Source organism: Paenibacillus solanacearum, from assembly GCF_910593845.1.
GTDB lineage: Bacteria > Bacillota > Bacilli > Paenibacillales > NBRC-103111 > Paenibacillus_G > Paenibacillus_G solanacearum.
On the sequence record NZ_CAJVAS010000005.1, the window covers coordinates 234,162 to 259,171 of the forward strand.

Consider the following 25,010-nt stretch of genomic DNA (forward strand, 5'->3'; position numbering starts at 1 on the left):
GGCGGCTATGGTACAATGGAAAATAAAAGAAATCTAGAAGCACGACATTCTTTTTCAAGCGAGGGACCTTATGGAAACGAAACGAAGCCGGGCGGAAGCGCTCGTTCAACAATATAAGCAGGAGCATTTACTGCGGTGTATATCCCGATTGCCGGAGGAGCGGGCGGAGCGGCTGATCGATCAAATTTTGCGAATCGATTTTACGCAGCTTCGCAGCGCGATGCGGACGCCGGCTCCGTCCATTAGCGGCCAAAGCCGCCTGGAACCGATGGACGCAGCGGACTGGGACGATTTCGACGCGCGGCAGCGAGCGGATTTTGAAGCGAAGGGCTGGGATTTGCTGCGCAGCGGCAGCGTCGGCGCGATCGTCGTCGCCGGAGGACAAGGAAGCCGGCTCGGCCACGAAGGGCCGAAGGGCACGTTCGATATCGGACTGCCGTCCGGCAAGTCGCTGTTTCAGTTGCAGGCCGAGCGGCTGCTGAATTTGTCCCGGCGCGCGGGCCGGCCGATTCCGTGGTACATTATGACCAGCCCGGAAAATCACGCCGAAACGGTGCAATTTTTTAAAGCCGCGCACTATTTCGGCTATGCGGAGGATGATTGCTTCTTTTTCCCGCAGGGCGTAATGCCGGCTGTCGATATGGACGGGAGCATTTTACTCTCCGGCCCGGATGAAATCAGCCTCGCTCCGAGCGGCAACGGCGAATGCTTCGCCGCCCTCAAGCAGAGCGGTGCGCTGGAGGACATGAAGCGGCGCGGCGTGGCCTGGCTGTTCTACTATAACGTGGACAACGCCTTGATCCAGGCGGCCGATCCGCTGTTCGTCGGCGTAGCGGCGCACTTAGGTCATCCGATCGCCACGAAGGCGGTCGAGAAGGCATATCCGGAAGAGAAGGTCGGCATCCTCTGCCTGCGCGACGGAAGACCTTCGGTCGTGGAATATACCGATGTGCCGGAAGAAGTGATGCTGCAAAAGGACGGCAAGGACAAACTGTTGTTCGGCCTGGGCAACGTCTCGATTCACCTGTTCCGTCTCGATTACATCGAGCGGCATGCCGATGCGGCCATCCCTTACCATAAGGCACATAAAATAATCAAATATATCGGCGAAAACGGCGAGCTGATCCGCCCCGAGACGCCGAACGCCTATAAGTTCGAGCGGTTCATCTTCGATTTCTTCCCGCTGGCGGACCGCATGACCGTGCTGAAGATGAAACGCGAGGAGCAGTTCGCTCCGGTGAAGAACAAGGACGGCGTCGACAGCCCGGCGTCGGCAAGACGGCTTGTCTTCGATCTGCACCGCAAGTGGCTGCTGGAGGCAGGCGTGCCGGCAAGCGCGATCCAGGGACGGGATATCGAAATTTCCCCGCTTCTGTCGTACGGAGGGGAAGGACTGGAGCAGCCGGATCTTCTTCGAAGTCTCGGCATTTCCAGCGAGTAGCAGACGGTTCCTTAACGAATAAAGCCTTGATCCCGCGACATCGGGACCAAGGCTTGCTTCATATTCATATTTTACAACGTTATTGTACAAACTTCGGATTATTCGTTCCGGGCAGCGAGCCGCCTAGCTCTTCGCTTCGTCCCAGACGACTTCCCAGTTCCGGTTCAAAGTCGCTTCAATTGTGCCGCGTTCCATAATGTAGGACGCCAGCAGCTCCGCCATATCCGTCGGAATGTCCTTCACCACCGGCTTGCCTTGGAACATCAAGTAATTCCCGCCGCCGCCGGCGCGGTAATTGTTCATGACGACATCGTACTCCGCCTTCGGATCGATCGGCTTCCCATCATACTCCAGCCGGGTCACCCGCTCGCCTTCGGGCCGCGAAATGTTCAGCCGGTATTCGATGCCTTCCCACATATCATAGTTGTAATGCTGCGGTTTCGGATCGCTAAAGTGCGGGCTTACCTCGATGTCCCCGCTCCCGTCGTACTGCTGGAAATACGAAGCGGTGCGCTCCAGCGCGGCCCGAATATCGGCGCCGGTAATGCGGATCACCTGCAGCGTGTTCGGGTAAATGTAGTTGGAGACGATATCGCGCATCGTAATATGTTCGGGAAATCCCGGCGAGACGTTGTCGAACAGCGCCGTATTGGAGATCGGCGCGCCGGATAAGTCCATCTGCACCTTATTGATGAATTCGATCAGCGGATGCTCCTTGAGCCTTACGCCCATCGGATCGGTGACTCGCATATCGCCCGCCAGCCGGCCGATCGGCTGATCGAGCCATACTTGCGCGAGCGCCTCATGAGGCTGGACCAGCGCCAGCACCGCCGGATCGGGCTCTACGCCCTGCGGGGACAGCAGCTCGGACCGTTTGGACTGCACCTTCCATTTCCCATCTTCCTTGGTCAACTCCAGCGTCACTTTGCCGAGCCAGGCTCCGGTGCTTCCCGGCTGCACGATGACAACGCCGTTCACCGTCGTATCCGACAGCACCCGGTGCTGGTGGCCCGTCAGCAGAACATCGATTCCCTCAACCTCCCGGCACAGCGCGTAGCCTTGATTCTCCCCCGTCAGCGGCTCTGTCGGCTCGCCCGTTTCCAGATGGCGCTCGAAGCCGCCGTGATACGAGACGATGACGACATCGGCGCCTTCTTCCTCGTGCAGCTTGCGCACCCATGTCTTCGCAGTGAGAAGCGCATCCTTGAACTGCAGCCCGCGAATATAATCCGGCTTCTCCCAATGCGGAATATAATGAGTCGTCAGCCCGAGCACGGCCACCTTCAGATCGTCCGCGAACGTTCGAATGAAGTACGGCTTGCCGAAATACGGATCCCCGGTCGCTTCGTCCACGATATTGGCGCAGAGCCACGGGAACCGCGACTCCTGCACAGCCTTGCCGAGCAGGTCCGGGCCGTAATTGAACTCATGATTGCCGATCACCGCGGCATCGTACCGCAGCTCGTTCAGGCACTCGATCATCGGGCTGGCGGCCTCGGCGTTCAGCTTCGCATGATGATAAGCAAGCGGCGTCCCCTGGATCAGATCTCCATTGTCGATGACGAGCAGCGGCGCTCCTTTGCGGCGCTCTTCGCGGATCAATGTGGCAATTTTGGCAAAGCCGTACTCCGTCGGCTTATTATTTGCATACTGAATGGGTATCATATTTCCATGAATATCGCTTGTTTCCAGAATGGTGAGTGTGCATTCCCGGGCCATACGCATTGTTCAACTCCGTTACACGAATTTGACTACACTATACCAGACTTCACCCGACAGGCACAACGGAGACAGCAAATTGCAATTTCCGACGCAACTTAACGAATATTTTACTGTCTCTTTCTTCAAATTGTGATATAGTAAGTAATGGATTTTTATCCGAGCCATTTAACAGGAGGTCAATTCCATGTTCAAAAAGTTTGCAGCAATCAGCTTGTCCCTCGTGCTGACTGCGGGATTTGCTGTAGGGTGCGGCAGTAAACCAGAGACAACCCCGGCCCCTGCACAGCCTGACAACAAAGCGGCGGCTCCTGCTGCCAAAGGCTACGTACCGAAAGAATTGACGGTACAATTCGTTCCATCGCAGCAAGCCGAAACGCTGGAAGCGAAGGCGAAGCCGCTGGAGAAACTGCTCGGAGAAAAACTGGGCATCCCGGTGAAAGTTTCCGTATCCACGAACTACAACACCGTTATCGAAGCGATGGCTTCCAAAAAAGTCGATATCGGCTTCTTGCCGCCAAGCAACTACGTCATGGCGCATGACGATAAGAAGGCTGCCGATCTGCTGCTGCAAGCGCAACGTTTTGGCGTAGACGATAAAACCGGCCAACCGACGAAGGAATTGGTAGACTTTTACAAATCAATGATCGTGGTGAAAGCCGATTCTCCGATTAAAGATATTAAAGATTTGAAAGGGAAAAAGATTGCATGGCAGGATGTTACCTCTTCCGCCGGCTATGTATACCCTGCAATTCTAATGAAGAAAAACGGCATCGACCCGGAGAAGGACGTAACGGGCATTACCGTGAAAGGCCATGACAAGGGCGTTCTTGCCGTACTGAACGGCGAAGTGGACGCAGCGGCCGTATTCCAGGATGCACGGATCAACGTGATCAAGGATTTCCCTGACGTATTCCAGAAAGTTCGCGTGCTTGCCTTCAGCGACCCGATCCCGAACGACACGGTTTCCGTTCGTCCGGACATGGACCCAGCTTGGAAAGACAAGATCGCGCAAGCGTTCATCGATCTCGGCAAAAACCCGGAGAGCCAAAAAATCATCTTCGACGTATACTCGCACCAAGGCTACGTGAAGTCCGACGACAAGAAGTTCGACATCGTCCGTCAAGCGGCCAAAGAAATCGGTCAAAAGAAATAAGGCGCTCTGCCATGCAAAAAGGAACAGTCCTCCGCGAGGAGCTGTTCCTTTTTTTTGCTACACCGTGAACTCGATCGGTACGCCCTTGTCGCCGAGCCGGCCTTCCCTCGCGTCGTCCCGCAGCCGCTTCAACCAGCGCAGCTCCGTCTTGGCGTGCTCATATCCGCCGACCATCATGTGCAGCGCCGATTTCGGCACGATGCCGATATGGTCCGTATACACATCGTGCAGCGCCTTCATCGCCTTCTCGCACTTTCGGACGCGCGAGTCCAGCAGCTCCGCGAGCTTCTGCTGGTCGCCGTGATCGGCGAAGACGAGCGCCATATACAGCGGGTGCTTTACCGGCTCGTATTCCGCAAAGACGCGCAGCAGCAGCCTGTCGAACTCTTGACGCCCTTTTTCCGTTATACGGTATATCGTTTTGTCCGGGCGTCCGGCATCCTTCACAATCTCGACGGTCTCGATGCACGCTTCCTCCGCCAGCCGATCGACAGCATAATAGAGCGACCCCATCTGCAGCTTCGTATAGCGGTGCATTTCGCGCTCTTTCATCTTTTGCGTCATTTCATAAGGATGCGCGTCACCCTCGATTAACAGCCCAAGGATGGCCAATCTCATCGACACCGCGCCTCACCCCCTGCTTGCTTCCGGCACTGGCGGGCTTTCCGCCGGCTTGACCCGCTCGCTGCCCATCATGAATACGAAGACGGCCGCAAGCAATGCGGGAAGCAGCGCCCACATGAACGTTTGCGCGATCGACGACGACAGCGTATCCGTTATCTGGTTCAGCACGTCGGGCGGGATCAGCGCCCGCTTCTCCGACGACAGCATATCGCGCGGATCGCCGAGCTTGCCGCCAGGCAGACCGCCTCCGCCGGCGAACGCATCCGCTATGCCGGACGCAAAGGCGTTCCGCTGAATGATGCCGAAGATGGTAATGCCAAGCGTCATGCCGAGCGAGCGGAGGAACGAGTTGGCCGACGTCGCGGCACCGCGCTGCCGCATGTCGAAGTTATGAATCGACGCCATGCTGAGCACCGAGAACGAGAACCCGACGCCGAAGCCGGTCAAAATCATGTACAGCGTCAGCAGCATCCGCGATGTCTCCGGCGTAATCGTGCCCAGCAGCAGGATCCCGAGAACGAAGCAAACGGCGGAAAAAATCATAATGTTGCGGAAGCTTGTTTTGGCTGTGAAAAAACCGCCCGTCTGGCTGCCGACCACGGAACCGAGCATCATCGGCATCAAGATCAGCCCCGAATTGGTCGCCGATCCGCCGAAGACGCCCTGCACATAGATCGGAATGTAAATCGCGGCGACGATGTAGCTTGCGCCGTACAGCAGCGCCACCGCATTGCTGGAGGCGAACAACCGCTGTTTGAACATGGCGAACGAAATAATCGGTTCGCTCGCCCGGGTCTCCGCCACGAGAAACGCCACGAACAGCACGGCAAACGCGGCGAACAAGCCGATGATGGCAAACGAGCCCCATGCATACTTCTGTCCGCCCAATTCCAGTGCGAACATCAGGCAGACGACGGAGGCTACGAGGGTGGCCGCGCCGAACCAGTCGATGCTTTGCTTCGTGTGCTTGAGCGACTCATGGTAGAAGGCGCCAATGAACGTAAGCGCAACGACGCCGATCGGAAGGTTAATGTAGAACACCCAGTTCCATCCGATATATTCGGTAATATACGCGCCGAGCAGCGGTCCGAATATGCTCGAGATGCCGAAGACAGCGCCGAACAGCCCGCCCATCTTTCCGCGTTTTTCCGGCGGGAAAATGTCGAACACGATCGTGAACGCAATGGGCATCAGCGCGCCGCCGCCGATCCCTTGGACCGCACGGTAAATGCTGAGCTGAACGATGCTGTTCGCCGTGCCGCAAAGCGCCGAACCGACGAGAAACAGCACCATGCCAAAAATAAAAAATCGTTTGCGTCCGAACATGTCGGACAGCTTGCCGAAGATCGGCGTACCGGCCATCACGGCCACCATGTAGGCGGAGGTCACCCAGACGAACTGCTCCATGCCTCCCAGCTCGGCCACAATCGTCCCCATTGCCGTTGCAACGATCGTATTGTCCATGGCCGCCATCAGGATGCCGAGCAGCAGCCCGGCAATGACAAACCCGGTCTTGCTTTGTTTCGTATTCATGCCAGCGCTCCTCTTATCAATCCATATAGTCAATAATGGAAATTATTATATTCAAATTTGAATAGATAATCAACGATTTATTTGTCATGAAAAAACAGTGCGAAGCGAGTCTCCTGACTCCGCACTGTTTCCTTCACAGCATCCTTCTGCTGCTGTTCGGGCATCACCGCGCTTCCCTTCCCGCGGCTGCCATTCATTCCAACGCGCGCGAAGCGGTATGCGTACGTTGGACGGAGGGACGTGCCCCCCATGACATCCGCTTCGGCTGCAGCGGCGCTTAAAGGCGACGATCGACCGACGCCCTATCCAGCATCCGCTCCCGCATGCGAAGCTCCAGCGCCTCCGGCGTTCTCCCCGCATAGCCCGCCAAAGCCTCGGCATCTTTCAGCAGATGCCCGGTCAAGATGCACACCGCCGTCTCGTCCTTGTCGATGATCCGCTCCGCCGCCAGCCGCTTCAAGCCGGCCACCGTTGCGGCTGACGCCGGTTCGCAGCCGATGCCCGAGCGGTCGATGACCTGCTTGGCCGCGAAGATTTGCTCGTCTGTGACGGTTACCGTCACGCCGTTCGTGTGCTCCAGCGTCCGCAGCGCCTTCTTCCAGCTCGGCGGGCTTCCGATGTTGAGCGCGCTGGCCCGCGTGGACAGGCGCGGCTCCGGTGTCAGCGTCCGCTCACCGGCCTCCACCATGCGATGGAACGGGCTCGCGCCTTCCGCCTGCACGATCGCTACTCGCGGCACGGTCTCGATCAGGCCGATCGCTTGCAGCTCCTGCAGCCCTTTGCCGAGTGCCGCAGCGTTGCTGAGCGCACCGCCCGGGACGACGATCCAATCCGGCATCGACCATTCGAGCTGCTGGGCGATTTCAAATACGATGCTCTTCTGCCCTTCGATGCGCAGTGGATTGACGGAGTTGCAGACATACAGTCCGAATTCATCCGCATGCGCCTCCAGAAAACGCAGGCCGTCGTCGTACGTTCCGGGGAAGCGGACGAGCTTGCCGCCGTAAGCCAGCGTCTGCAGCACTTTGCCGTCCGCCACGCCCTCCTCGGGAACGAACACGTACGACGTCTTGCCGCACCAGGCCGCATACATCGCCAGCGACGAGGACGTATTGCCGGTGGAGGAGCAGGCAAACCGGTTCATTCCGAGCGCGTGTCCGTGCGAGACGGCGACGGTCATTCCGTTATCCTTGAACGAGCCGCTCGGGTTCTCGCTCTGCGCCTTCAGCAGCACGCGGCGCACCCCGGCAAACCGGGCGGTCGCCGCCGCATCATACAATCCTGTATTTCCTTCGTATCGGGTTACAATCGCTTCGTCCGGCAGCTCGGGATGAATCAATTCCTTGTAGCGCCAGACGCCGCTCGCGTAAGGCGTCATCCGCTCCGCAAGCCTCGCATGGAATAGACGCTTCAGCCGGTCGGCGTCAAGCCGCTTCCACTGCTGCTCAATTTGCAGCAAGCCGCCGCAGGCGCAGCGGATGCGCGGTTGATGTAACTCCCATAACCGGTCGCAATCGATGCATGTCAACTGCATATTTCGAACCTCCTTAAAGTGTCATTGCGTTGTTTTGCTCCTGCTTATGAACTACAATAAAGGAAATCGTTTCATAAATAAAATATAAGTTATTTTGTAATTCATAAATTAAAATTATGATTTATCCCAAGACAGGAAGGAGGCATCCGCTATGAATCTTCATGCGCTCAGCGTCTTTCGCGCCGTTGCGCACGGCGGCAGCGTGACCCGTGCTGCCGAAGCGCTGCGCATTAGCCAGCCGGCGGTAACGGCCCAAATCCGCAATCTGGAGAACGAGCTCGGCCTCTCCCTTATCGCTCCGAAAGGCCGCGGCATAGGGCTGACGGAAGCAGGCGAATGGGTTGCGGCCCAGGCGGACCGGCTGTTCTCGCTGGAGACGGAGGTCGAGCGTCTGATCGCCGATTACAAGGAAGGCCGCACCGGCAAGCTGCGCATCGCCGCTACGTATTTGCCGGCCAACTTTTTGCTGCCTGGCTGGATCGCTGCTTTCAAATCGGATTATCCCGATGTGCGCGTCATATTGCATACGGCCAACACGCGCCAAGCAATGGAACGGCTGATGCGATACGAAGCCGACTTGGCGGTGATCGGCGGAGGGGCCGAGCCCGAACCGGGCATCGCCCGGCGCGTTCTGTTCGAAGATCCAATGTGGTTTGTCGTCCCGCGCGGTCACCGGCTGGCGGATCGGGAGTCGTCCCTTGCGGAAATTTTGCGCGAACCGTTCGTCATGCGGGAAGAAGGAAGCCGTACGCGCGAGATGCTGCTGGCCTTGTGCCGGACGGCCAATCTGAAACCGCCCGCGGCGGCGGTGGAATGGGACGGTATGAATGAGGCGGTCAGGGCGGTGAAGGCGGGGTATGGCGTCATCTTCGCCTCGGCGGCGGAAGTGCGGGAGGATGTGCAGCGCGGCGATGTCGCCCGCGTCTTTGTGCGGGAAGTCGAAGCCGTCAATCCGATTGCCGTGTATACGCGGGAGCAGGAGACGTTGTCCAAACCGGCGGAGGCGCTGATGAATATCATCATGCGCCCCCGTGAAGAATCGTAGGCGGCGATCAAGTCGCCGCTATTTCTTCTTCAATTCTTCAATTTTTTTGTCAAACGTCTCGTTCGCTTCTCTTAGCGCCGTGTTGACGTCTTTCCCATTTTTTACGGTCGCAGTCAGCGCGGCTCGGGCTGCGCTAATCCCTTGCGTGTCGTACACCGTCTGTGGATACGGACTGGCAGGTGTCATATTGACGGCTTTCACATTTTTCCCCACCATATAAGTCAGGTCTTTACCGAAAGCTTCTTTCACCTTCGGATCTTTCAATACGCTGTATCTTCCCTGCCTGGACATATCCATCTGCACTTCGTCCGATAAGATGGCGGACATTACCCGGAAAGCGTCCTCCTTCTTGGAACTTGTCTTGGAAAGCACCATTAAGTGTGCGTCGATTCCGGGGCTGACGCCCGGCAGCTTTTGCCAGACAGGGAAGGAGGCCATGTCCCAATTCAAATCCTGGAATTGGCTTAAATCGCCGAATAAATTAATATCGGCCAGCATGGCCAGCGTCCGTTTCTTGTAAAACAGCTCTGCGGCTTCTTTATTAAATGAGATTTGCTCGTTTCCGGGAATCGAATGAATGGCAATCATCCGCTCCATGACTTGCTTCCACTCCGGTGTGTTCAGCGCCGCTTTGTTCGTCTTCGGGTCGACAAAAGGCAGCGAAAGCTGCGAAGCGAGCCGTTCCGGGACATTCGGTTCCAGTCCGCGGTATTGCGTGCCGTTGTCGTTTCGGGTTACGAGCTTGGCAAGCTCTGTGGCCTGCTCCCAGGTCATCCCGTCCTTCGGATACGGAACGGCGAATTTATCGAAAATGTCCTTGTTATAATAAAGCGTTTGAAAGTTTCGGGCATATGGCAGCGCAGCCAAATCATTCGTTTGCGTGGCGGCTTTGACCGCTTCGACGGCCTGCGTCTCGATTTTGGCCAGATCGAATTTATGCTTTTGAATCCACTCCGTTAAAGGCGCGGCCAAGTCCAGCTCGAGAAATTCGGGCATCCCGTTCACATTATTCGTAATGACAATGTCCGGGACATTGCCGGCCGCCACCAGCTCCGCCAACTTCGTGCCCTGTGCGTTATATATGAACTTCTGTACCGTAATCCAAGGATATTGCTTGCTTACCGGCGCTATGATATAACGCTGAAATTCTTCGTCCGTCAAATATCCCTGGGTTTTAACCCCTACGGAAATCGTCACGGGCTGATGCTCGGCCGGCTTGTTCTCCGGCGAAGCGGCTGGCTGCTTGGTCATGCAGCCGCCGAGTAAGGCGGGTAACATCGCGCCGCTCAGCAGTATCGATCCGAATCGGTAACGTCGTCCTTTAAGCATGATTTTTCACTCCTCGGTTAAATTGTGGATCCCCGCCATTTTCCAAGTATTGCTTCAATTCCAAAGGACAATCCGTCTGGATCATATTGAATCCGTAGTGAATCATCCATTCCCAGCCTGACGGCGTGTCTGTGTATCCGCCGCAAAGCTTCTTCTGAATCGAATTCACCCAAATCCGGTAACGTCCGATGAGCAGGCCGAAGTTCGGAGCTGAGATGACCGGACTCGGGTCCGCGGGAAATACAAGCTCGAGCGCCTTCGGCCTGACCATCTGCAATACGTTCGGCAATTGGCCGATATTTCCTTCCTCGACCACATGCATATATTCGGGCCGGGTCGGCTTCCCCTTCAAAAACTGTTCCACTTCCGCATAGTCCGCGCTGCTCTTGAATAAGCCTTGGGTCAACGTACCGGTGCGGACCAGCACCTCGTATACCTCTTCGCGCGCATCCCAGCATTTATCCAGGTTGATCATGATGCTGCCTTTGGCGAGTCGCATCACCTCCTCCAACAAAGCTACTTTCATGCCGGTTATCCTTGCCGTTTCCCCTCCCTTGCCGTCTTTAAGGAATAACGACCGGATTTGCTCCAGCGTTAGATCTGATACTTTGCCGGTGCCATCCGTCATCCGGTCGACGGTTTTGTCGTGCATGAGTATCAAATGCCCGTCCTTCGTCTTGCGCACATCGATTTCTACCATATCGATCCCCATATCGATGCAGGACTGTACGGCCGCCAGCGAATTTTCCGGATATCGGCGCCAATCACCCCGATGCGATACCGTCAAGGTCCGGGCTTCCGGGTCATTGAATGCAGCGTATATTTCATTAAATTGCAGCGATGTCATCGCGCTCGACCTCCTATTCCATCTCGGCTCCACAGATTTCGTAATCGATTACTTTTTATAACTTAAAAAAATACTGTATAACAACTTACTTTATGGACAATCACCTATCGTTTATCAAATAAAAAATAATCGATTACAATATAGCCTTCACATCGGCCGCTTCCTTATAAACGTCTCCATATCGGTCATTCCGTACAAGCTGATGCTGGAATAGACGATCTTCCGGTCTTTAAGCTCCTTCGCCAGCATGAGGTTCAATTGTTCCACTGTCTCGGCAGATTGTGCTCCCTGTTCTTTGTTCGCGAAATAACCGACCGAAACATGCGGCCTATACGTCTCCGTTGCCGTAGCAAAACCGAAACGCTCCTCAACGAATCGGTTCAATTTAACCCGCTCTGTCTTTATGTTGTTTAATATGGCGGCGGATTCGGAATCGGCTGGCTTGAGCGTCGCCACAACGCCGTTATTATTCCAGTTCTCCAGCCTGTCGAATTCAAAGGCGAGACTTCCCGAGCCGAACCAGCCGGAATCCGCGCACATGACCGGTAATAGCCGGCTTTCCTTGCATCGGGAATTCGGCAGCCCCGCCAGCAGTGCTTCGGCTTCTTGCCGGATCGGATCGGGCAGCTTGTGCACATTGAAATCATTTATCGCATCCCAGACGGTAACGTGGTACGAATGAAGCGGCAGGAAACAGAACAAATAATCTCGGGCCATCCGCTCCAGTCCATTCGCCGTCTCCCACAAGCTGCTATAAAAGGAAGTGTCCGCTTCCTCTTCCCGGCAAAACATTTGTTCTAACTCCGGGCTGCCGCCGGCCGGAGCGTAGCTGTCCCCTGGATTGTCAAACAACAGTGAAAAACCGTTAAAGTGCGCCCATACGGGCCGAAAGCCATTGATCTTCCGATTCGTAACGCGAAACATGCGATATTCCATCCTTTTTCTCAATTATTTTGTAATCGATTACTTTTTGGCGAAAAGCAAGAATAGCTCTCATCAAAGTTGATTCGGCTTCGATAAGGAACCATTCATGTTATTAATGATAGGCGGCAAAATTGATCTTACGTTTCCCTTACAACCAGCTGATGGTCCAAAATATGCCGTCCGCTTGTGTTGATTTCTTTATTTTGTATTTTTTGCAGCAGCAGTTTGACTGAGGAAAATCCAAGCTCATAAGCCGGTTGAACGATAGCGGTTACGCCCGGGTTAGATATTTCCGTCAGAAACGTGCCGTCAAAGCTGATCATACCGACCTCTTCCGCCAGACGAATCGCCTTGTCTCTGATTCCTTTGAGCACGAAGGCAGCCATCAAGTCCGAATGCGTGAGCAAGCCGTCGATGGCAATGCCTTGATCCACAAGCTCGTTCAATATCCCGACGAGTTGCCCGTCTTCCCCGTTTCCTTGGTGCGGCTTGACGATCAATTCAGGACGAAAGTCAATCCCCGCCTCACTTAGCGCTTCTTTGTAACCGGTCAGCCGATCGCCCACCGAGCTTGATTTCTTGGAACCCGTAATGTACACGATGTTCCGACAGCCTCTTCGAATCAGCTCACACGCCGCGTCATAGCCGGCCTTCCTATTGTCGATCGCAACGTAAGTAATATGAATGTCATCAAAATATTCGTTGCACATGACGACCGGATAGTTCTCGTTTAATTTTTGAATTACTTTCTTATTCGCCCATGACGATAAAATAATGATCCCGTCCACTTGGCTTGTGCTGAGCATATTCTCATATGTATCCGCCTGCCATCCCGTCGTTCCGAGAATCATATGATAGCCGCTGTTGCGGATTGCTTCCTGCGCGCCTCTGACGATTCCGGCGTAGAAAGGATTGGCGATGGTGGGCATGACCATGGCGATGGTATTACTGGATTGCTTTCTTAAATTTTTGGCCAGCACGTTCGGCTTGTATTGAAGCTCCTCGATCGCCCTCATAACCTTCTGCCTGTTGACCGCCTTCACGGACGGATCATGGTTTAGCACTCTGGACACCGTTGCTACGGATACGTTCGCGCGCGCGGCCACTTCTTTGACTGAGCTCATATTTAATCTCCAACGAAAAGTAATCGATTACAAAATGAGCGTATCATATCCTGTTTTCCAAGTCAACCACTTGTCGATCGATTAACCGCTAATCGTATGAGGATCGGCAAGCTCCGCGCAGCTGACCGCACACGCCGAAGGGACTCAATCGGGACAACGCAACAACGCACAGCCACTCCGAATGGTGCAGAGATCCGCCTTGCGATTGCACAACCGCACCAATAAGGCCGTCACGGAGCGACGGCCCTTTGCTGCAATTTGCGTTACACTACAAACGAACTTCCCTGCCGGTTTCGGCAGATTCGTACAGTGCGGACAAAATTTTAATCATGTCGACGCCTTGGTCCGGCGTATTGATCGGCTCCGCCCGGTCCTGCAGACAATCGATAAAGTGGTACAAATGCTTCCCATGATTACCCAGCTTGCTCGCACCCTTGAATACGGGCGTTATATTGGACAGCTGGCCGGCCGTTTCGGTGAATAGCTGCAATTCGCCCTTCTTGATGCTCGCCCCGGCCTTCGTGCCGCGAAGCTCGACGAAATTCATCTCCTCGCCCACATTGGAAGCCCAACTGAATTCCAGTTGCAGCGATGCGCCGTTATCGAAACGGATGAAGCCAATGGCCAAATCCTCTACGTCAAAGGTGCCGTTTTCCTGCTTTTCTCCAAAATTCGAATGGACCGAATCCGATAGCTCGTTGCCGGCAAACTTCGTGTAGGTAGAGCCGGATACCGCGACAGGGCGCGGATTGCCCATCAGCCATATAGCCAAATCGATAAAATGAACGCCGAGGTCAATCAGCGGTCCCCCACCCGACAATTCCTTGGTCGTGAACCAGCCGCCTTTGCCGGGAATGCCTCTTCGTCGCAGCCAGCCGCAGCGCCCGGTATACATTTCCCCCGCGTGGCCTTCGGCGATATAGCGCTTCAAGTACTGGGCTTGCGGCGAGAAGCGGTTATTGCGCATCGCCATCAGCAGCTTGCCGGACTGCCGCGCCGCATCAGCCATCCTTTGAGCTTCTGCAGGACTTACGGCATCCGGCTTTTCGCAAAATACATGGCAGCCCGCATTCAGCGCCGCAATCGCTACCTTGGAATGATACAAATTCGGCGTGCAAATATCGATAACATCCAGTTCCGGAAGCTCCTTCAGCATCTGCTCGTAATCGCTGAATACATAAGGAATGCGGTGCTCGGCAGCCAGCTTCTCGGCCTTTGGCTTATTGATGTCGCACAAGGCGATGATCTCGACTTCGTCATGCTCCAGCAGCGGCTGCAAATGAGCCGTTCTGAAAATATTTCCCGTCCCCACAACGCCGAATTTCAGCTTATTTCCCATCTTCTTCTCCTCCGCTTCATTCCATCGTTTCTTCATGTATCCCTCATCCGGCCATCCCATCAAGTCCCTTTACATTATAGATAGGCCGCAGGTATGATGAACAGAGACAATCTTCCGTTTAGTTAGCGGATCTTCCGATTTTTTTGCCTAGGAGAAGGAGGTGCTTTCGTATGGATATTGGCCCCTGTTCCTTACTCGCCTGCGGCTATTCGGTGCATACGAAGCCGTTTACGTCCAAGCGGGAATTGCAAGTGTGCTTGGTCCGGTTTCAGTCCGAAGGCTGCAGCAGGATAGCTGTCAATGAGCATGTTCAGGAATACCGGCCCGGCGATCTGCTCGTTGCTTCTCCCGGCGACCGTTATCACCTGCAAACCGGCTATCCGGAAAGCGGAGACGCGCAAGTAAGCGCCGTGCGCTGCGCAGATTACTACTTCACCTGCAAAATCGAAGGGGAAGCTCCGTTCGGAGATTACCCGCGCAAACTGCATATCGGGATGGACGATCCGTTTCTCAATTTGCTAAAAAATTTGGTTTATGAGCGCCGCAAGCTGAAGGACCGTGATCCGAGCATTCAGGATTACCTGATTCGCCTTACTTTTATGTATATCCGCCGGTTCATCCAAACGAGGCTGAATGCAAGCGGCAGCAACTATTTGCCCAATAAAATGAAAGATTATATCGAACGGCACGCTACGGAGCCGCTCACCTTGAAGCAGATTGCATCCCATGCGGGACTCGGAATCTCACGGGCGTCGGAGCTGTTTAAAGCAGCGTTCGGCATCTCGGTCATGGGGTATGCCGCCGAGGTCAAGCTGAACATGGCCCGCAATTTTATTTTGCACGAGACCCGCTCCATGGAAGAAGTCGCCTACTCCTGCGGGTTCGGAAGCTACACGCACTTTTGCCGCATGTTTACCAAGCGATTCGGCGTCTCGCCAAGAAAATACAGGGAGAGCAACCGTTAACGAAAATGCACCCCTAGAATTCCATCGGTTAAACCTCGAGGGTTGTGCCGAATGTGTATTCAGGGATGCATTTTTTCAACCGAAGAAAAGCCTTGCAGGTTTCATTATTTGCTGTAAGACGCAATCGACTTGTTGGCGCGCTCCTCCGCTTCCCTGAGCGCCGTATTGATATCCTTCCCGCTATTCACAACTTCGTCGGCCGCCTTGTTAATTTCCGGGTTGACGAGGTTGTCGTATACGTTGCCGCGATTGATCGGCTGATGCTTGTGCTTGAACGGTGCGGCAATATTTTTGCCCTTCAGCGATGCATAGTCTTGACCGAACGCCTTCTTGATCGCATCATCCTTCAGCACGGCCGGACGGGCTGCCTTGGACATCGCCATTTGGTTTTCTTTACTTGTAATCGCTTTCAGAGCAAGAAACGCTTGATCCTGAAATTTGCTTTGCGCGGAAATGGTCAAAATTTGCAGCGGTGTGTCCACCTCAAGCGGTTTGCCCGGCATCGAAGGGAAGGTGACCATATCCCAGTTAAACACGTCGCCGGCTTTATAGTTATCTTCCAGAAGCCCCAGCCCGCCGTTAAAGGTAGCCATCATCGCCACGTTCTTGTTGTCGCGGAACATCTTCTCGCCCGGGTTGCCTTCATTGCCCGGAATCGTGCGCAGCTGCCGGTAAATATCCATCGCCTGCTTCCAGCCGTCGGTCGTCAGCTTCGCCTTGCCGGATGCGTCATACTTTTCCTGGAGCATCGTCAACGAAAGCCGCGCGGCGACCATCGTGCCGAACCCTTTGTACGAGACGCCGTCCACCGTCTTCGTCACCTTGCGCGCCAGCTCGATCGTCTCCTGCCACGTCATGCCATCCTTCGGATAAGCGACGCCGAAGCGGTCGAATATATCCTTGTTATAGAGCAGAATCGGGAAGCCGAGAGAGAACGGCATCGAGTAGATTTGGCCTTTGTCGCCGTAACGCTTGATCATCTCGATGGTAGACGGCTCAAAATCATTCAGGTTGACATCGTGCTTTTTGATCAGCGGGGTCAAATCAAGCTGCATATCCAGCTTTTGCATGACCGGCACGTCGAGGATGCCCGAATAGATCAGATCCGGGATGAATCCCGCCGTAATCATACTTTCGAAATTTTCTCCTTGCTGGTATTTGCGATATTCGACCGTAATGAACGGATATTTCGCCTTGACCGGGTCGGCGATCATCGTTTTGAATTCCTCATCCGATATGCCCGAGCCGAGCGTCGCCATCGTGAGCGTGACCGGCGTCTGGTCCAGCTCGGCTTTGGCGCCGGGCGCGGGCTGCCCGGACTTTCCTCCGCTGCAGCCCGTCAATGCCAAGCCCATTGCAATGGCAGACGTCATTAGTACCTTGGATTTCTTTCTCAACATCTGTGTACCCCCCGATATTCATATTTGTATATGGAAAATGGTTGGAGCCGCACATCCAGTAGAGCTATAAGCATATGTTCATGACCGGCAAAGCGTTACGCGCCCCTTACCAGGGCGCAAGCTTCTCGGGCAGCGGATCGATGGTTTCCGCCATGCGGTGGCATAGCAGCTCCATCATCCGAAGCTTGACGCTGCCGTGCTCGGACGAGCTCCACAAATTCCGGCTTTCCCCCGGGTCCGCCTCCAGATCGTACAGCTCGCCGTCCTGACGCGTATGATACATGACTAGCTTATGCGTGCGGTCCCGTACCATCATCGCGTATTCCATGCCGTACTTCCCGCTGCTTTCGTAGGCTTCACAATACACGTCGCTGCGATGCTCCGCCGTCTCGCCGCTCAGCAGCTTCATCAGCGATTTCCCTTGCATGCCGGGGTGACGCTCGATGCCGGCCGCCTCCAGGAACGTCGGCGCAAGATCGACAAGCTCGACAAAAGCGGACAGACGGGAAGGCTGTTTGACGACGGCAGGCCACGAAACGATCAGCGGCACGTGTACGGACGGCTCATAGAAATGCGCTCCCTTCAAATAAACGCCGTGGTCGCCGAGCAGCTCTCCGTGGTCCGACATGAACACGACGATCGTATTGTCCAGCTGTCCGGTACGCTCCAGCGCCCCCAGCATACGGCCGACCTGGTCGTCGATCAATTCGACCATCGCGTAGTAAGCCGCCGTCAAATACCGGTGATCGGAATCGGACATTTTATTGAAAGGGTACAGCTTCGGATTGGCGTAAGCCCCTTGATGGTCTCTTCGCTGGCCGCTCGTTTTCGATTCTGGCTCGCCCTCGTAATAGTTCGGCAGCGGCAGCTCGTCAAGCAGGTCCATATACCGCTTCAGGTAGCTCTCCGGCGGATCGAACGGATGGTGAGGCGCAAAGATGTTGGCCGAGAACGCCCACGGCCGCCGCTTCCCCTCATGCGCTTCGATGAAATCAATCGCTTTCTCCGCGCACCAGGCCGCTTGATGGTCCTCCGCATCCGGACCGTACACCACATATTCGCAGCCTTCCACCGGCCGTGTAGTGAATTTCTTGCCCTTGGCCCGCAGCCACTGGCTGTATTCGTTGGTCGTCCAATCGTCCTTCGGATGGTGAGACCAATGGAACATATCGTATCCGTCATCGATTCTTCGCTCCGTTCCGTGAGATACCCTCGGGAAGCAGGCGGACAGATGCAGCTTGCCGGACAGACCGCACGTGTAGCCTGCATCGTGCAGCAGCTTGGTCACAAGCACCTCGCTGTCCGGGATGTTCTGCCCGTTCTTGCGCAGCCGGACCGTGCGCGGATAACGTCCGGTCAAGAAGCTCCCCCTGCTCGGCGCGCACACCGTCGATTGGCTGTATGCGTTTTCAAATAGCAGGCCGTTTGAAGCAAGTCTGTCGATATTCGGTGTTTTAACGTATCGGTTGCCGTAGCAGCCAAGCGAATCGAACCGCTGCTGGTCGGTGCAAATCCAGAGTATATTCGGTTTATCGGTCATGTCATGTACCTCCGTAGATGTGAGATGTAAGATGCTGTATACGATGTTGTGTCAAAATATATCATGAATTCCTCCGCTAATATATAACTCAACCGATTACCTATGTTTCATTTTCGATTAACGGAGTAACCTTGAAGATAAACCGAAGAAAGGGCTTGCCCCGGATATCCAATCCGCAGAGACAAGCCCTTCCGTCAAAGGCGTACTCAGGTTATTGCTTGGGAGCTATATTCGAGAACCCTACGCTCACATCGCCGCTGTCGTTCATCCCTTTCAGCTTATAGTAATAGGTGACCCCTGCTTGAAGATCGGTATCCGTCCACGATGTGCCCGTCACATGACCGGCCACCTGGGTATACCCGGTGTCGGGCTGGGTGCTTCTGTACACCTTGAAGCCCGTTGCATTCGGCACCCGGATGAGGACCTCATCGAAATACGCGACCTGGTTCGCCCACAGCCCGGCCATGCCGGCCCCGATCGAGCTGTCGGTCACATCCACGATCAAGTTGTCGTTGACCATCGCCTTAAGCTGCGTTCCTTCCATAACAAGCCTTACGTTCATATCCGCCACATTCGGCTTGATGCCCTTCGCTGATAGCTCGGTCAGCGTCTTGGCAGCGATCAGGACGGTCGCGCCGTTCACATATTTGGCCAGCCGGAACGACGCGTTGCTGTGATCATACGTAAAATAATAGTAATTGTTGATGTCCTGAAACCGGCCGATGAGCCCGACTCTTCCCGAACTGTTATAGCTCGTGACGTCGATATTCGCTTCGATCTCGAAGTTGCTCCATGAAGCCGAGCCGCGCGTCACGATTTGCTGGCCGCTCGCGGTCGCCTTGTACACCTTCGTCGCCCTCGCCGCATCGGGATGGTTGACCGCAGTATAATCCGGACCGGCCTGCACCGTCCAGCCGCTCGACGTGCCGTCCCCATCCTCGAAGAAGCCCTTGAACGTTTCGTCGTAGGAAGGCTTCCAAGTTAACGTAGCGGTCGTAGCGGTTTTGGCCGATACTTTAACGTCATGCGGAGCGAACGGATTGTTCGCGTTCGGATAAGCAGCGTCCTCCGTGGAGTATGCGCTCGTTCCATATGCGTTGTAAGCGGCAACTTGGAACATGTACGTTTGCCCGTTATTTAGGCCTTCCACCCGTGTGCCTACAGCGTTGCCGACATCAATCGGCGTGCCGTAGCTTCCGCCGGACAGCTTGTAGCGGACCTTGTAGCCGGTCGCTCCCGGAACAGACTGCCACTCCACGCCTACGGCGCCGCTTCTTTCTACGTAAGCGGAACGCAGCAGCGGGGTCGACGGCGCGGCTGTCGTCAGGCTCGGAACGTTGGCTGAAACGGTCGTGCCGCTCGTGCCGACGGCCTCCACTTGGAAGTAATACGTCGTGTTCGCTGATAAGCCCGTTACCGTGTAGGAGGATACGCCTGGGGAAATTCCCGTAATCGCATTCGTCAAGCTCGAAGGTGACATGCCGTACTTGATCGTGTACGCATTCGCACCGTCAGACGGAAGCCATTTCAGACTCGCTGCGCCGGTCGTCACAGCGTCCGCATGCGTAATCCACGGCTCCTGCGGCGCCTTATCCGCCTGCGGGCTGGCCGGCGACCACTCCAGACGCACGATCGAGTACGCCGGAATGGATACTGGATTGGCTGCGCCGCTCTCTATCTGCTCCTTCACCGATTGCGGAGCCGCAGCGGAATTTCGGGCAAGCGGTTTGCCGTTCGGCGCCGCTGCGTAAATCTTGGTGAACGTCCCGCCGTAAGCGGTTCCATTCAACTGCAGCGTAGCCGTATGCGCCTTGTCCGACTTGTTCGTGATGACAACATAATTTTTGTTGTCGTAGCTTCCGCGGAACGCCTGCGCGTAAATCGCCGGCATCGAAGCGCCGTTCAGCCGGTCTACTTCGGCCCCGCCTGTAACGGTTGTGCCCCAATAGGACGAGCTGTTGTTCACCGCCAAATCCATGATATGCGTATACACGGCAGGGGCGGCGGAATAAAATCCGAAGTTGTACCCGGTCGCGTCCGCCTTCTGTCCCCGCTGATACAGATCCATCGAAGCATTAACAAATCGGTTGGCAGGCTGCAGGTATCCGTTAAACAACCGGAATCCGCCCATATATCTAATATTGGAGCTCGTGTTCGTACCATACCGCTGGGTCAGCGTACGCAGCAGCGTCTCTGCATTGTAGATGCCGTGGTAGGCCGTTTCGCCGATGACGCCGCCGAGATCGACCCCGTTCTCAGGGAAAAACGCCGGCTGACTCTTATTTTGCATTCGGGCAATGTACCCGTTGTTGATGACCGAAACGTGGGTGGCGATCGCTTCGTTGGCGTCCTTCAAATCCGTTGCAGCGCCTCCCTTGTAGCGGTGGAAGTTAATGCCGTCCCAGTATGGATTCGGGTAGTTGTAGATCGCATTGTTCCAGTTGGAATCCGGGGTGTTATGATAGGAGATAAGCACTTGGGCGCCCGGCAGCACCTCCTTGATCGCATCGCGGTAAGGCTTCATTTTCGCCAAGTAATCGGGGGTGTTCGCATATATTTTCGGGTCATTCTGGTAGAAGAACGGCTCGTTGCCAAGCTCCCAGTAGAGGACCGGGATGTTGTTATCCTTGACGAACTTGGCCAAGTCGTATACTTTGCTGACCGGGTCCATCGCCGCATTGATCGGTATAGCCGTCCGTGCGCCTACCTTTTGCAGAAAGTCCTTGAAGTCAGATAATCGTTCCGGAATTTGCGTAGACCGCTGCATTTTATAGAAGTCCATGTACTTGTAGTAGTTTGCTTCGGCGTGCTCGTTGTGCTGGTAAAATTGGGCCAAGTATTCCGTATCCGTCAAGCCTGTCTTCCAGTTGAAAAAGTTCACGTTCGTGCCGCCCGGCCAACGAATCCAGCCAAGATCGAGCGCTCGGGTCCGATCAATGACGTTCTGGTCTGTAAATTCGACAATGCCTTTCTGAAATTCGTTGTTCAGCCCCCGATAGCCGTATGCATATGATTCCTCGCTGCCGGTATCGACATTAATCGTTACAGCGCAAGGCGCGGTCGTGCAGCCTGCCGCCTGGACGGCCTGCTCTCCCGCTCTCGGCATTACTGCAGCAACGAGCCCTGCCGTCAAGCACACATAAAGCGCGCGCTTGCTCCCTGCCCGAAATGCGCTAGTTCCAAAAAAACGCCGTGTTCCCTTCACTGTGACACCTCCCTGTCAAGATTTGCTTATCAATGTACCACCTTGCCCGATCGAATGATATAACAATTCCGATTACAAATTTCTCCATTTCGATTAACGCAAAAAAGCCCCCGAATGCGATGTCCGGCATGGCTGCGGGCTTGTTCGATAGGGGTAAGAAAGAACGTCCTCCGTTACGAAAAAAAGAAGAACCTGGCGAATAGTCGCAGGTCCTTCGTAGGTTCATTTATAGTCGGTTCTGTAGCGGCAGACGGTTCGGAGTGATACTATGCCATCCGCGCCGGAATGCCGCAAGCCGATGTCAATGCTTGTCAGCCTTCTCCTTGTACCGTTTCCGGTACTCTCTGGCGCTCAAGCCCTCCAATTTGACGAATGACCGGCTGAACATATTTTGGTTCTGATAGCCGATCATTTCCGCAATGTCGCGGATCGGAATTTGCGTGTTGACGAGCAGTTCTTTCGTCCGCTTCATACGGGCTTGCTGCAAATATTCCATCGGCGATATGCCGAATGTCTTGCGGAACAGCAGCCGCAGATGGCTCTCGCTAATGTAGACGTTGCGCGCCAAATCTCCGATTTTTATCGTCTGATTCATATGCCTCTCCATATAGCTGCATGCCGTCTGAATTCTCGGATCGATCGTCATCGGCTGCTCGAGCAGAAGCGGACGCATCAGCCTGTAAAATTGATAAAACCAGGTGACGAACAAGCTTTGTACGTGCAGCAGCGCCTCGGTCTCCTCGCTGCTCACGTTTGCCGCTTTCTCCTGGGCTTCGAGCTCTGAGATCTCCTTGATACCCAGCTGGTTCAAAATACGATTCGTCTCTTTCAGTAACGTGAAGGATAAGTCGACAAGCTCCTGGAAACGTGTCTGGTCCTGGATCGCCGACGCGATCGGAAACCGGTACATATCCACAAATTCCAGCGAGCCGAGCCTCAAGTCGCAGCAAATCGTAATATACCGGAACAGCTCCGGGTCATTCGCATCGGCCTCTACGTTACGTATCGTATGCGGCGGGATGACGACCAGATCGCCCCGTTTGATTTCATACGTTTTCTCGCGAATCGTAATATGCCTTGTGCCGCCCAATATAAGCCATATGATCGTGTGGGGATAGGCGATTTTGCCGACACCCATATGAGGCTTGAACTTCCATTCAATAATCCAATTCAATTTCAAGGAGAGGTCTCTGAGAAAACTTACGGCCTGGATGTGTCCCATTTCCGGCACCTCTTTTGAAGCATTTAAAACCTATTATACCGCTTTCATAGAAAGACAACCAGATGAACCGGATGCTGTCGCCTAGCCGTATAGCCGCCCAGTCTTATATACGACTCAAATTCCGGCAAGCAATAAGAAAAGCCGTCATTCGTCCCATCTGGAATGAACGAATGACGGCTGCTTCCCGCTTCTGCGCCTGAGGAGCGAGCTTGTGAAACGTAGACGGGTTTATCCCGCCTTTCAGTCCCCATACACGCCGATCAAATACCTCAGCGGATCGTCCGCTCTCGTAATGCGAATCTGATGCGTCCCGGCAATGACCGCCGCAAATCTTCCGTTCGCCGTTGCGACATTAATACTGTCGGTTCCCGGACGGAAGCCGGACGAAGACCAGCCTCTGGCGTATTCATGAACAAGCCCGCCCTCGGATACGACGCCCGTCGCGACGATAACGGCTTTGAACTTCGTGATGTCGTCGTTCAACTCGACGGTGCCGGACACGGCATTGATCGTCGGGGTGAGAAACTTCTCCCGGACTGCGCCCGGCGCCGGACCGCTCGCGGCAGCCCATGTCGCGACGAGCGTATCGGACGCGTCGTTCGCCAGCTCCCCTGCCGTTCCCTTACGCCACATATTATGAAGCACAGCGGTCATGGAACAATCGGACTTCACGTTCAGCGCATAGCTGTACCGGTTCGAGAACCCTTCGTTATGCACGGTGTTATGCGAGATTTCAGCATTCGCGCAGCCTTCCAGCCGGATGGCGCTGTACGAGCCGTTTTTTTCCTGCGATGCTCCGCGGATCACATTCTGTTTAACGACCGCATATTGGGAGGAGCTTACGGAGACGCCTTCCTTGCCCACACTGTATTCGAAGTTGTCGGCGATTACGATCTCTTCTCCCCCGATGACGCGGATCCCGACGCTTTTGCCGTTCTTAATGATATTGCCGGAAACGTTCACGTATTTGGACGCTTCGTTAAATACGTAAGCGGCTGAGGCGTCGGTCGTCTTGGGCACGACCGCAATGCCGTGAAGTCCGATATCGCTCAGCACATTGCTAACGATCGTCGTGTGCTGGCAAGCGTAGGCGATAATGCCGTGGCCGCCTGCGCCGGAAATGATATTGCCCGATATGACGCAGTGCTGATAGCTCTCCGGCCGGATGGCGACATCCCGCAATTCTTGAAAATGGTTATTGACGATGCGAATATTCGTATGAAAGATCGGCTTGCCCGACGCATCGTACTTTGAGCCGTGCGTCCCGAACCCCCGGTCCCCGTTCCGGAACGTGCAGCCTTCGACCAATACGTCCGTGCACGGGGTGTCGTCATAAGCGCCAAAGCTCGGAAAGCCTTCCTTGGTTGCAAAATCGAGCTGAACCATTTCATACTGGCCCGGTTTGGTAATCAACTGATTGTGGAACAGGCAGTGCAGCAGCTTGATGTTTCGGCTGGAGTTGAATTCGATGATGTGGCCGTTGCAGCCATTAACGAAGCGGACCCGTTCGATGTGGACGCCGTCCGCGTGCCCGATGGCGAAAGCCATATACCCTTTGCCCGGCTCGCTCGGCCGGATCACATCTGAGCCAAGATCGATCGTGCCGCCGATGATGCTGATGTTTCCTTCGCCGTCATATCCTGTCGCGTAGTGGTCGTCGCCTAACGTACCGTTCGTAAACAGCTTTAAATTCCGGTCGGGATCGCCCATCTTTTTCAATACGGCGCCGTTGTCCATCCGAATCTCCGTATGTTTGCTCAACTGCAGCGGCCGGGTAAGGATATACGTTCCCGGTGGAACGTATATCCTCCCTCCTCCGTTTTCTTTGATGCGGCGGAGCGCCTGTTCAAAAGCGGACGTATCGTCCGCGACGCCGTCCCCTTTCGCGCCGAAAGCTTTGACGCTGTCCTTATCCCAGCTCTCCGCATCGGCCGTCGAACGACCGGCCGACAACAGCGCTGCCGCCCCCATCGCACCCGCGCCGATCACGCCCATCGACGCAATCAGCTTCCGCCGGCTGATCCGCTTGCCGTTTGACTTTTGTTCACCGCTCATGCATTTTG

Annotated in this window: 19 protein-coding genes; 5 read left to right on the plus strand and 14 right to left on the minus strand. The window is 55.1% G+C overall.

What is annotated here, in order from left to right:
• Positions 1 to 70: 70 nt before the first annotated feature.
• Positions 71 to 1,441 (plus strand): UTP--glucose-1-phosphate uridylyltransferase, encoded by a 1,371-nt coding sequence (locus KXG62_RS08735; RefSeq protein ID WP_218091557.1) that lies wholly within the window; start codon positions 71 to 73, stop codon positions 1,439 to 1,441.
• A gap of 123 nt (positions 1,442 to 1,564) precedes the next feature.
• Here the strand turns inward: KXG62_RS08735 and KXG62_RS08740 are convergent, their stop codons facing one another.
• On the minus strand, positions 1,565 to 3,160 hold the full coding sequence (locus KXG62_RS08740; RefSeq protein ID WP_218091611.1) for a bifunctional metallophosphatase/5'-nucleotidase: 1,596 nt from the start codon (positions 3,158 to 3,160) through the stop codon (positions 1,565 to 1,567).
• Between the two features lie 187 nt (positions 3,161 to 3,347).
• On the opposite strand from KXG62_RS08740, the gene KXG62_RS08745 reads away from it, so the two are divergent.
• A complete protein-coding gene (locus tag KXG62_RS08745; protein WP_218091558.1) occupies positions 3,348 to 4,316 on the plus strand; it encodes a phosphate/phosphite/phosphonate ABC transporter substrate-binding protein in 969 nt (322 codons plus the stop codon).
• A gap of 57 nt (positions 4,317 to 4,373) precedes the next feature.
• On the opposite strand, the gene KXG62_RS08750 is transcribed toward KXG62_RS08745, so the two are convergent.
• Entirely contained in the window at positions 4,374 to 4,934 is a 561-nt protein-coding gene (locus tag KXG62_RS08750) for a PadR family transcriptional regulator (protein ID WP_343223451.1), read from the minus strand.
• 12 nt (positions 4,935 to 4,946) lie between these two features.
• Positions 4,947 to 6,473 carry an MDR family MFS transporter gene (locus tag KXG62_RS08755; protein ID WP_218091560.1) on the minus strand — a complete coding sequence of 509 codons (1,527 nt, stop codon included), beginning with the start codon at positions 6,471 to 6,473 and terminating at the stop codon, positions 4,947 to 4,949.
• A gap of 86 nt (positions 6,474 to 6,559) precedes the next feature.
• On the opposite strand from KXG62_RS08755, the gene KXG62_RS08760 reads away from it, so the two are divergent.
• Complete coding sequence (locus KXG62_RS08760; RefSeq protein ID WP_218091561.1) at positions 6,560 to 6,754, plus strand: hypothetical protein; 195 nt, start codon at positions 6,560 to 6,562, stop codon at positions 6,752 to 6,754.
• On the opposite strand, the gene thrC is transcribed toward KXG62_RS08760, so the two are convergent.
• Positions 6,751 to 8,007 (minus strand): threonine synthase, encoded by a 1,257-nt coding sequence (gene thrC, locus KXG62_RS08765; RefSeq protein ID WP_218091562.1) that lies wholly within the window; start codon positions 8,005 to 8,007, stop codon positions 6,751 to 6,753. The two genes, KXG62_RS08760 and thrC, sit on opposite strands and share 4 nt — an antisense overlap.
• A 151-nt stretch (positions 8,008 to 8,158) precedes the next feature.
• Between thrC and KXG62_RS08770 the strand changes: the two genes are divergently transcribed.
• Positions 8,159 to 9,052, plus strand: coding sequence for a LysR family transcriptional regulator (locus KXG62_RS08770; RefSeq protein ID WP_218091563.1), 894 nt, complete (start codon positions 8,159 to 8,161; stop codon positions 9,050 to 9,052).
• 18 nt (positions 9,053 to 9,070) lie between these two features.
• Here KXG62_RS08770 and KXG62_RS08775 read toward each other — a convergent pair whose 3' ends face one another.
• The 5 genes from KXG62_RS08775 to KXG62_RS08795 all read right to left on the minus strand — a co-directional run bounded on the left by KXG62_RS08775 (position 9,071) and on the right by KXG62_RS08795 (position 14,651).
• On the minus strand, positions 9,071 to 10,381 hold the full coding sequence (locus KXG62_RS08775; protein WP_218091564.1) for an ABC transporter substrate-binding protein: 1,311 nt from the start codon (positions 10,379 to 10,381) through the stop codon (positions 9,071 to 9,073).
• On the minus strand, positions 10,374 to 11,228 hold the full coding sequence (locus KXG62_RS08780) for a glycerophosphodiester phosphodiesterase family protein (protein WP_218091565.1): 855 nt from the start codon (positions 11,226 to 11,228) through the stop codon (positions 10,374 to 10,376). The genes KXG62_RS08775 and KXG62_RS08780 overlap by 8 nt, the downstream gene beginning before the upstream one ends.
• A gap of 147 nt (positions 11,229 to 11,375) precedes the next feature.
• A complete protein-coding gene (locus tag KXG62_RS08785) occupies positions 11,376 to 12,152 on the minus strand; it encodes a 2'-5' RNA ligase family protein (RefSeq protein ID WP_218091566.1) in 777 nt (258 codons plus the stop codon).
• Between the two features lie 137 nt (positions 12,153 to 12,289).
• Positions 12,290 to 13,276 (minus strand): LacI family DNA-binding transcriptional regulator, encoded by a 987-nt coding sequence (locus tag KXG62_RS08790; protein WP_218091567.1) that lies wholly within the window; start codon positions 13,274 to 13,276, stop codon positions 12,290 to 12,292.
• Positions 13,277 to 13,544: 268 nt separating this feature from the next.
• Complete coding sequence (locus KXG62_RS08795; RefSeq protein WP_246627356.1) at positions 13,545 to 14,651, minus strand: Gfo/Idh/MocA family protein; 1,107 nt, start codon at positions 14,649 to 14,651, stop codon at positions 13,545 to 13,547.
• 134 nt (positions 14,652 to 14,785) lie between these two features.
• Between KXG62_RS08795 and KXG62_RS08800 the strand changes: the two genes are divergently transcribed.
• The gene (locus KXG62_RS08800; protein WP_218091568.1) at positions 14,786 to 15,580 is read left to right on the plus strand and encodes an AraC family transcriptional regulator; all 795 of its coding nucleotides are present in this window, start codon (positions 14,786 to 14,788) and stop codon (positions 15,578 to 15,580) included.
• Positions 15,581 to 15,684: 104 nt separating this feature from the next.
• Here the strand turns inward: KXG62_RS08800 and KXG62_RS08805 are convergent, their stop codons facing one another.
• The 5 genes from KXG62_RS08805 to KXG62_RS08825 all read right to left on the minus strand — a co-directional run bounded on the left by KXG62_RS08805 (position 15,685) and on the right by KXG62_RS08825 (position 25,002).
• Positions 15,685 to 16,980, minus strand: a complete 1,296-nt coding sequence (locus KXG62_RS08805; RefSeq protein ID WP_218091569.1) for an ABC transporter substrate-binding protein — start codon at positions 16,978 to 16,980, stop codon at positions 15,685 to 15,687.
• 106 nt (positions 16,981 to 17,086) lie between these two features.
• Positions 17,087 to 18,520 (minus strand): sulfatase family protein, encoded by a 1,434-nt coding sequence (locus tag KXG62_RS08810; protein ID WP_218091570.1) that lies wholly within the window; start codon positions 18,518 to 18,520, stop codon positions 17,087 to 17,089.
• 211 nt (positions 18,521 to 18,731) lie between these two features.
• The gene (locus tag KXG62_RS08815) at positions 18,732 to 21,725 is read right to left on the minus strand and encodes a fibronectin type III domain-containing protein (RefSeq protein ID WP_218091571.1); all 2,994 of its coding nucleotides are present in this window, start codon (positions 21,723 to 21,725) and stop codon (positions 18,732 to 18,734) included.
• Positions 21,726 to 22,026: 301 nt separating this feature from the next.
• Positions 22,027 to 22,905 (minus strand): helix-turn-helix domain-containing protein, encoded by an 879-nt coding sequence (locus KXG62_RS08820; protein WP_218091572.1) that lies wholly within the window; start codon positions 22,903 to 22,905, stop codon positions 22,027 to 22,029.
• 282 nt (positions 22,906 to 23,187) lie between these two features.
• Positions 23,188 to 25,002, minus strand: a complete 1,815-nt coding sequence (locus KXG62_RS08825) for a right-handed parallel beta-helix repeat-containing protein (RefSeq protein ID WP_218091573.1) — start codon at positions 25,000 to 25,002, stop codon at positions 23,188 to 23,190.
• Positions 25,003 to 25,010: the final 8 nt, after the last annotated feature.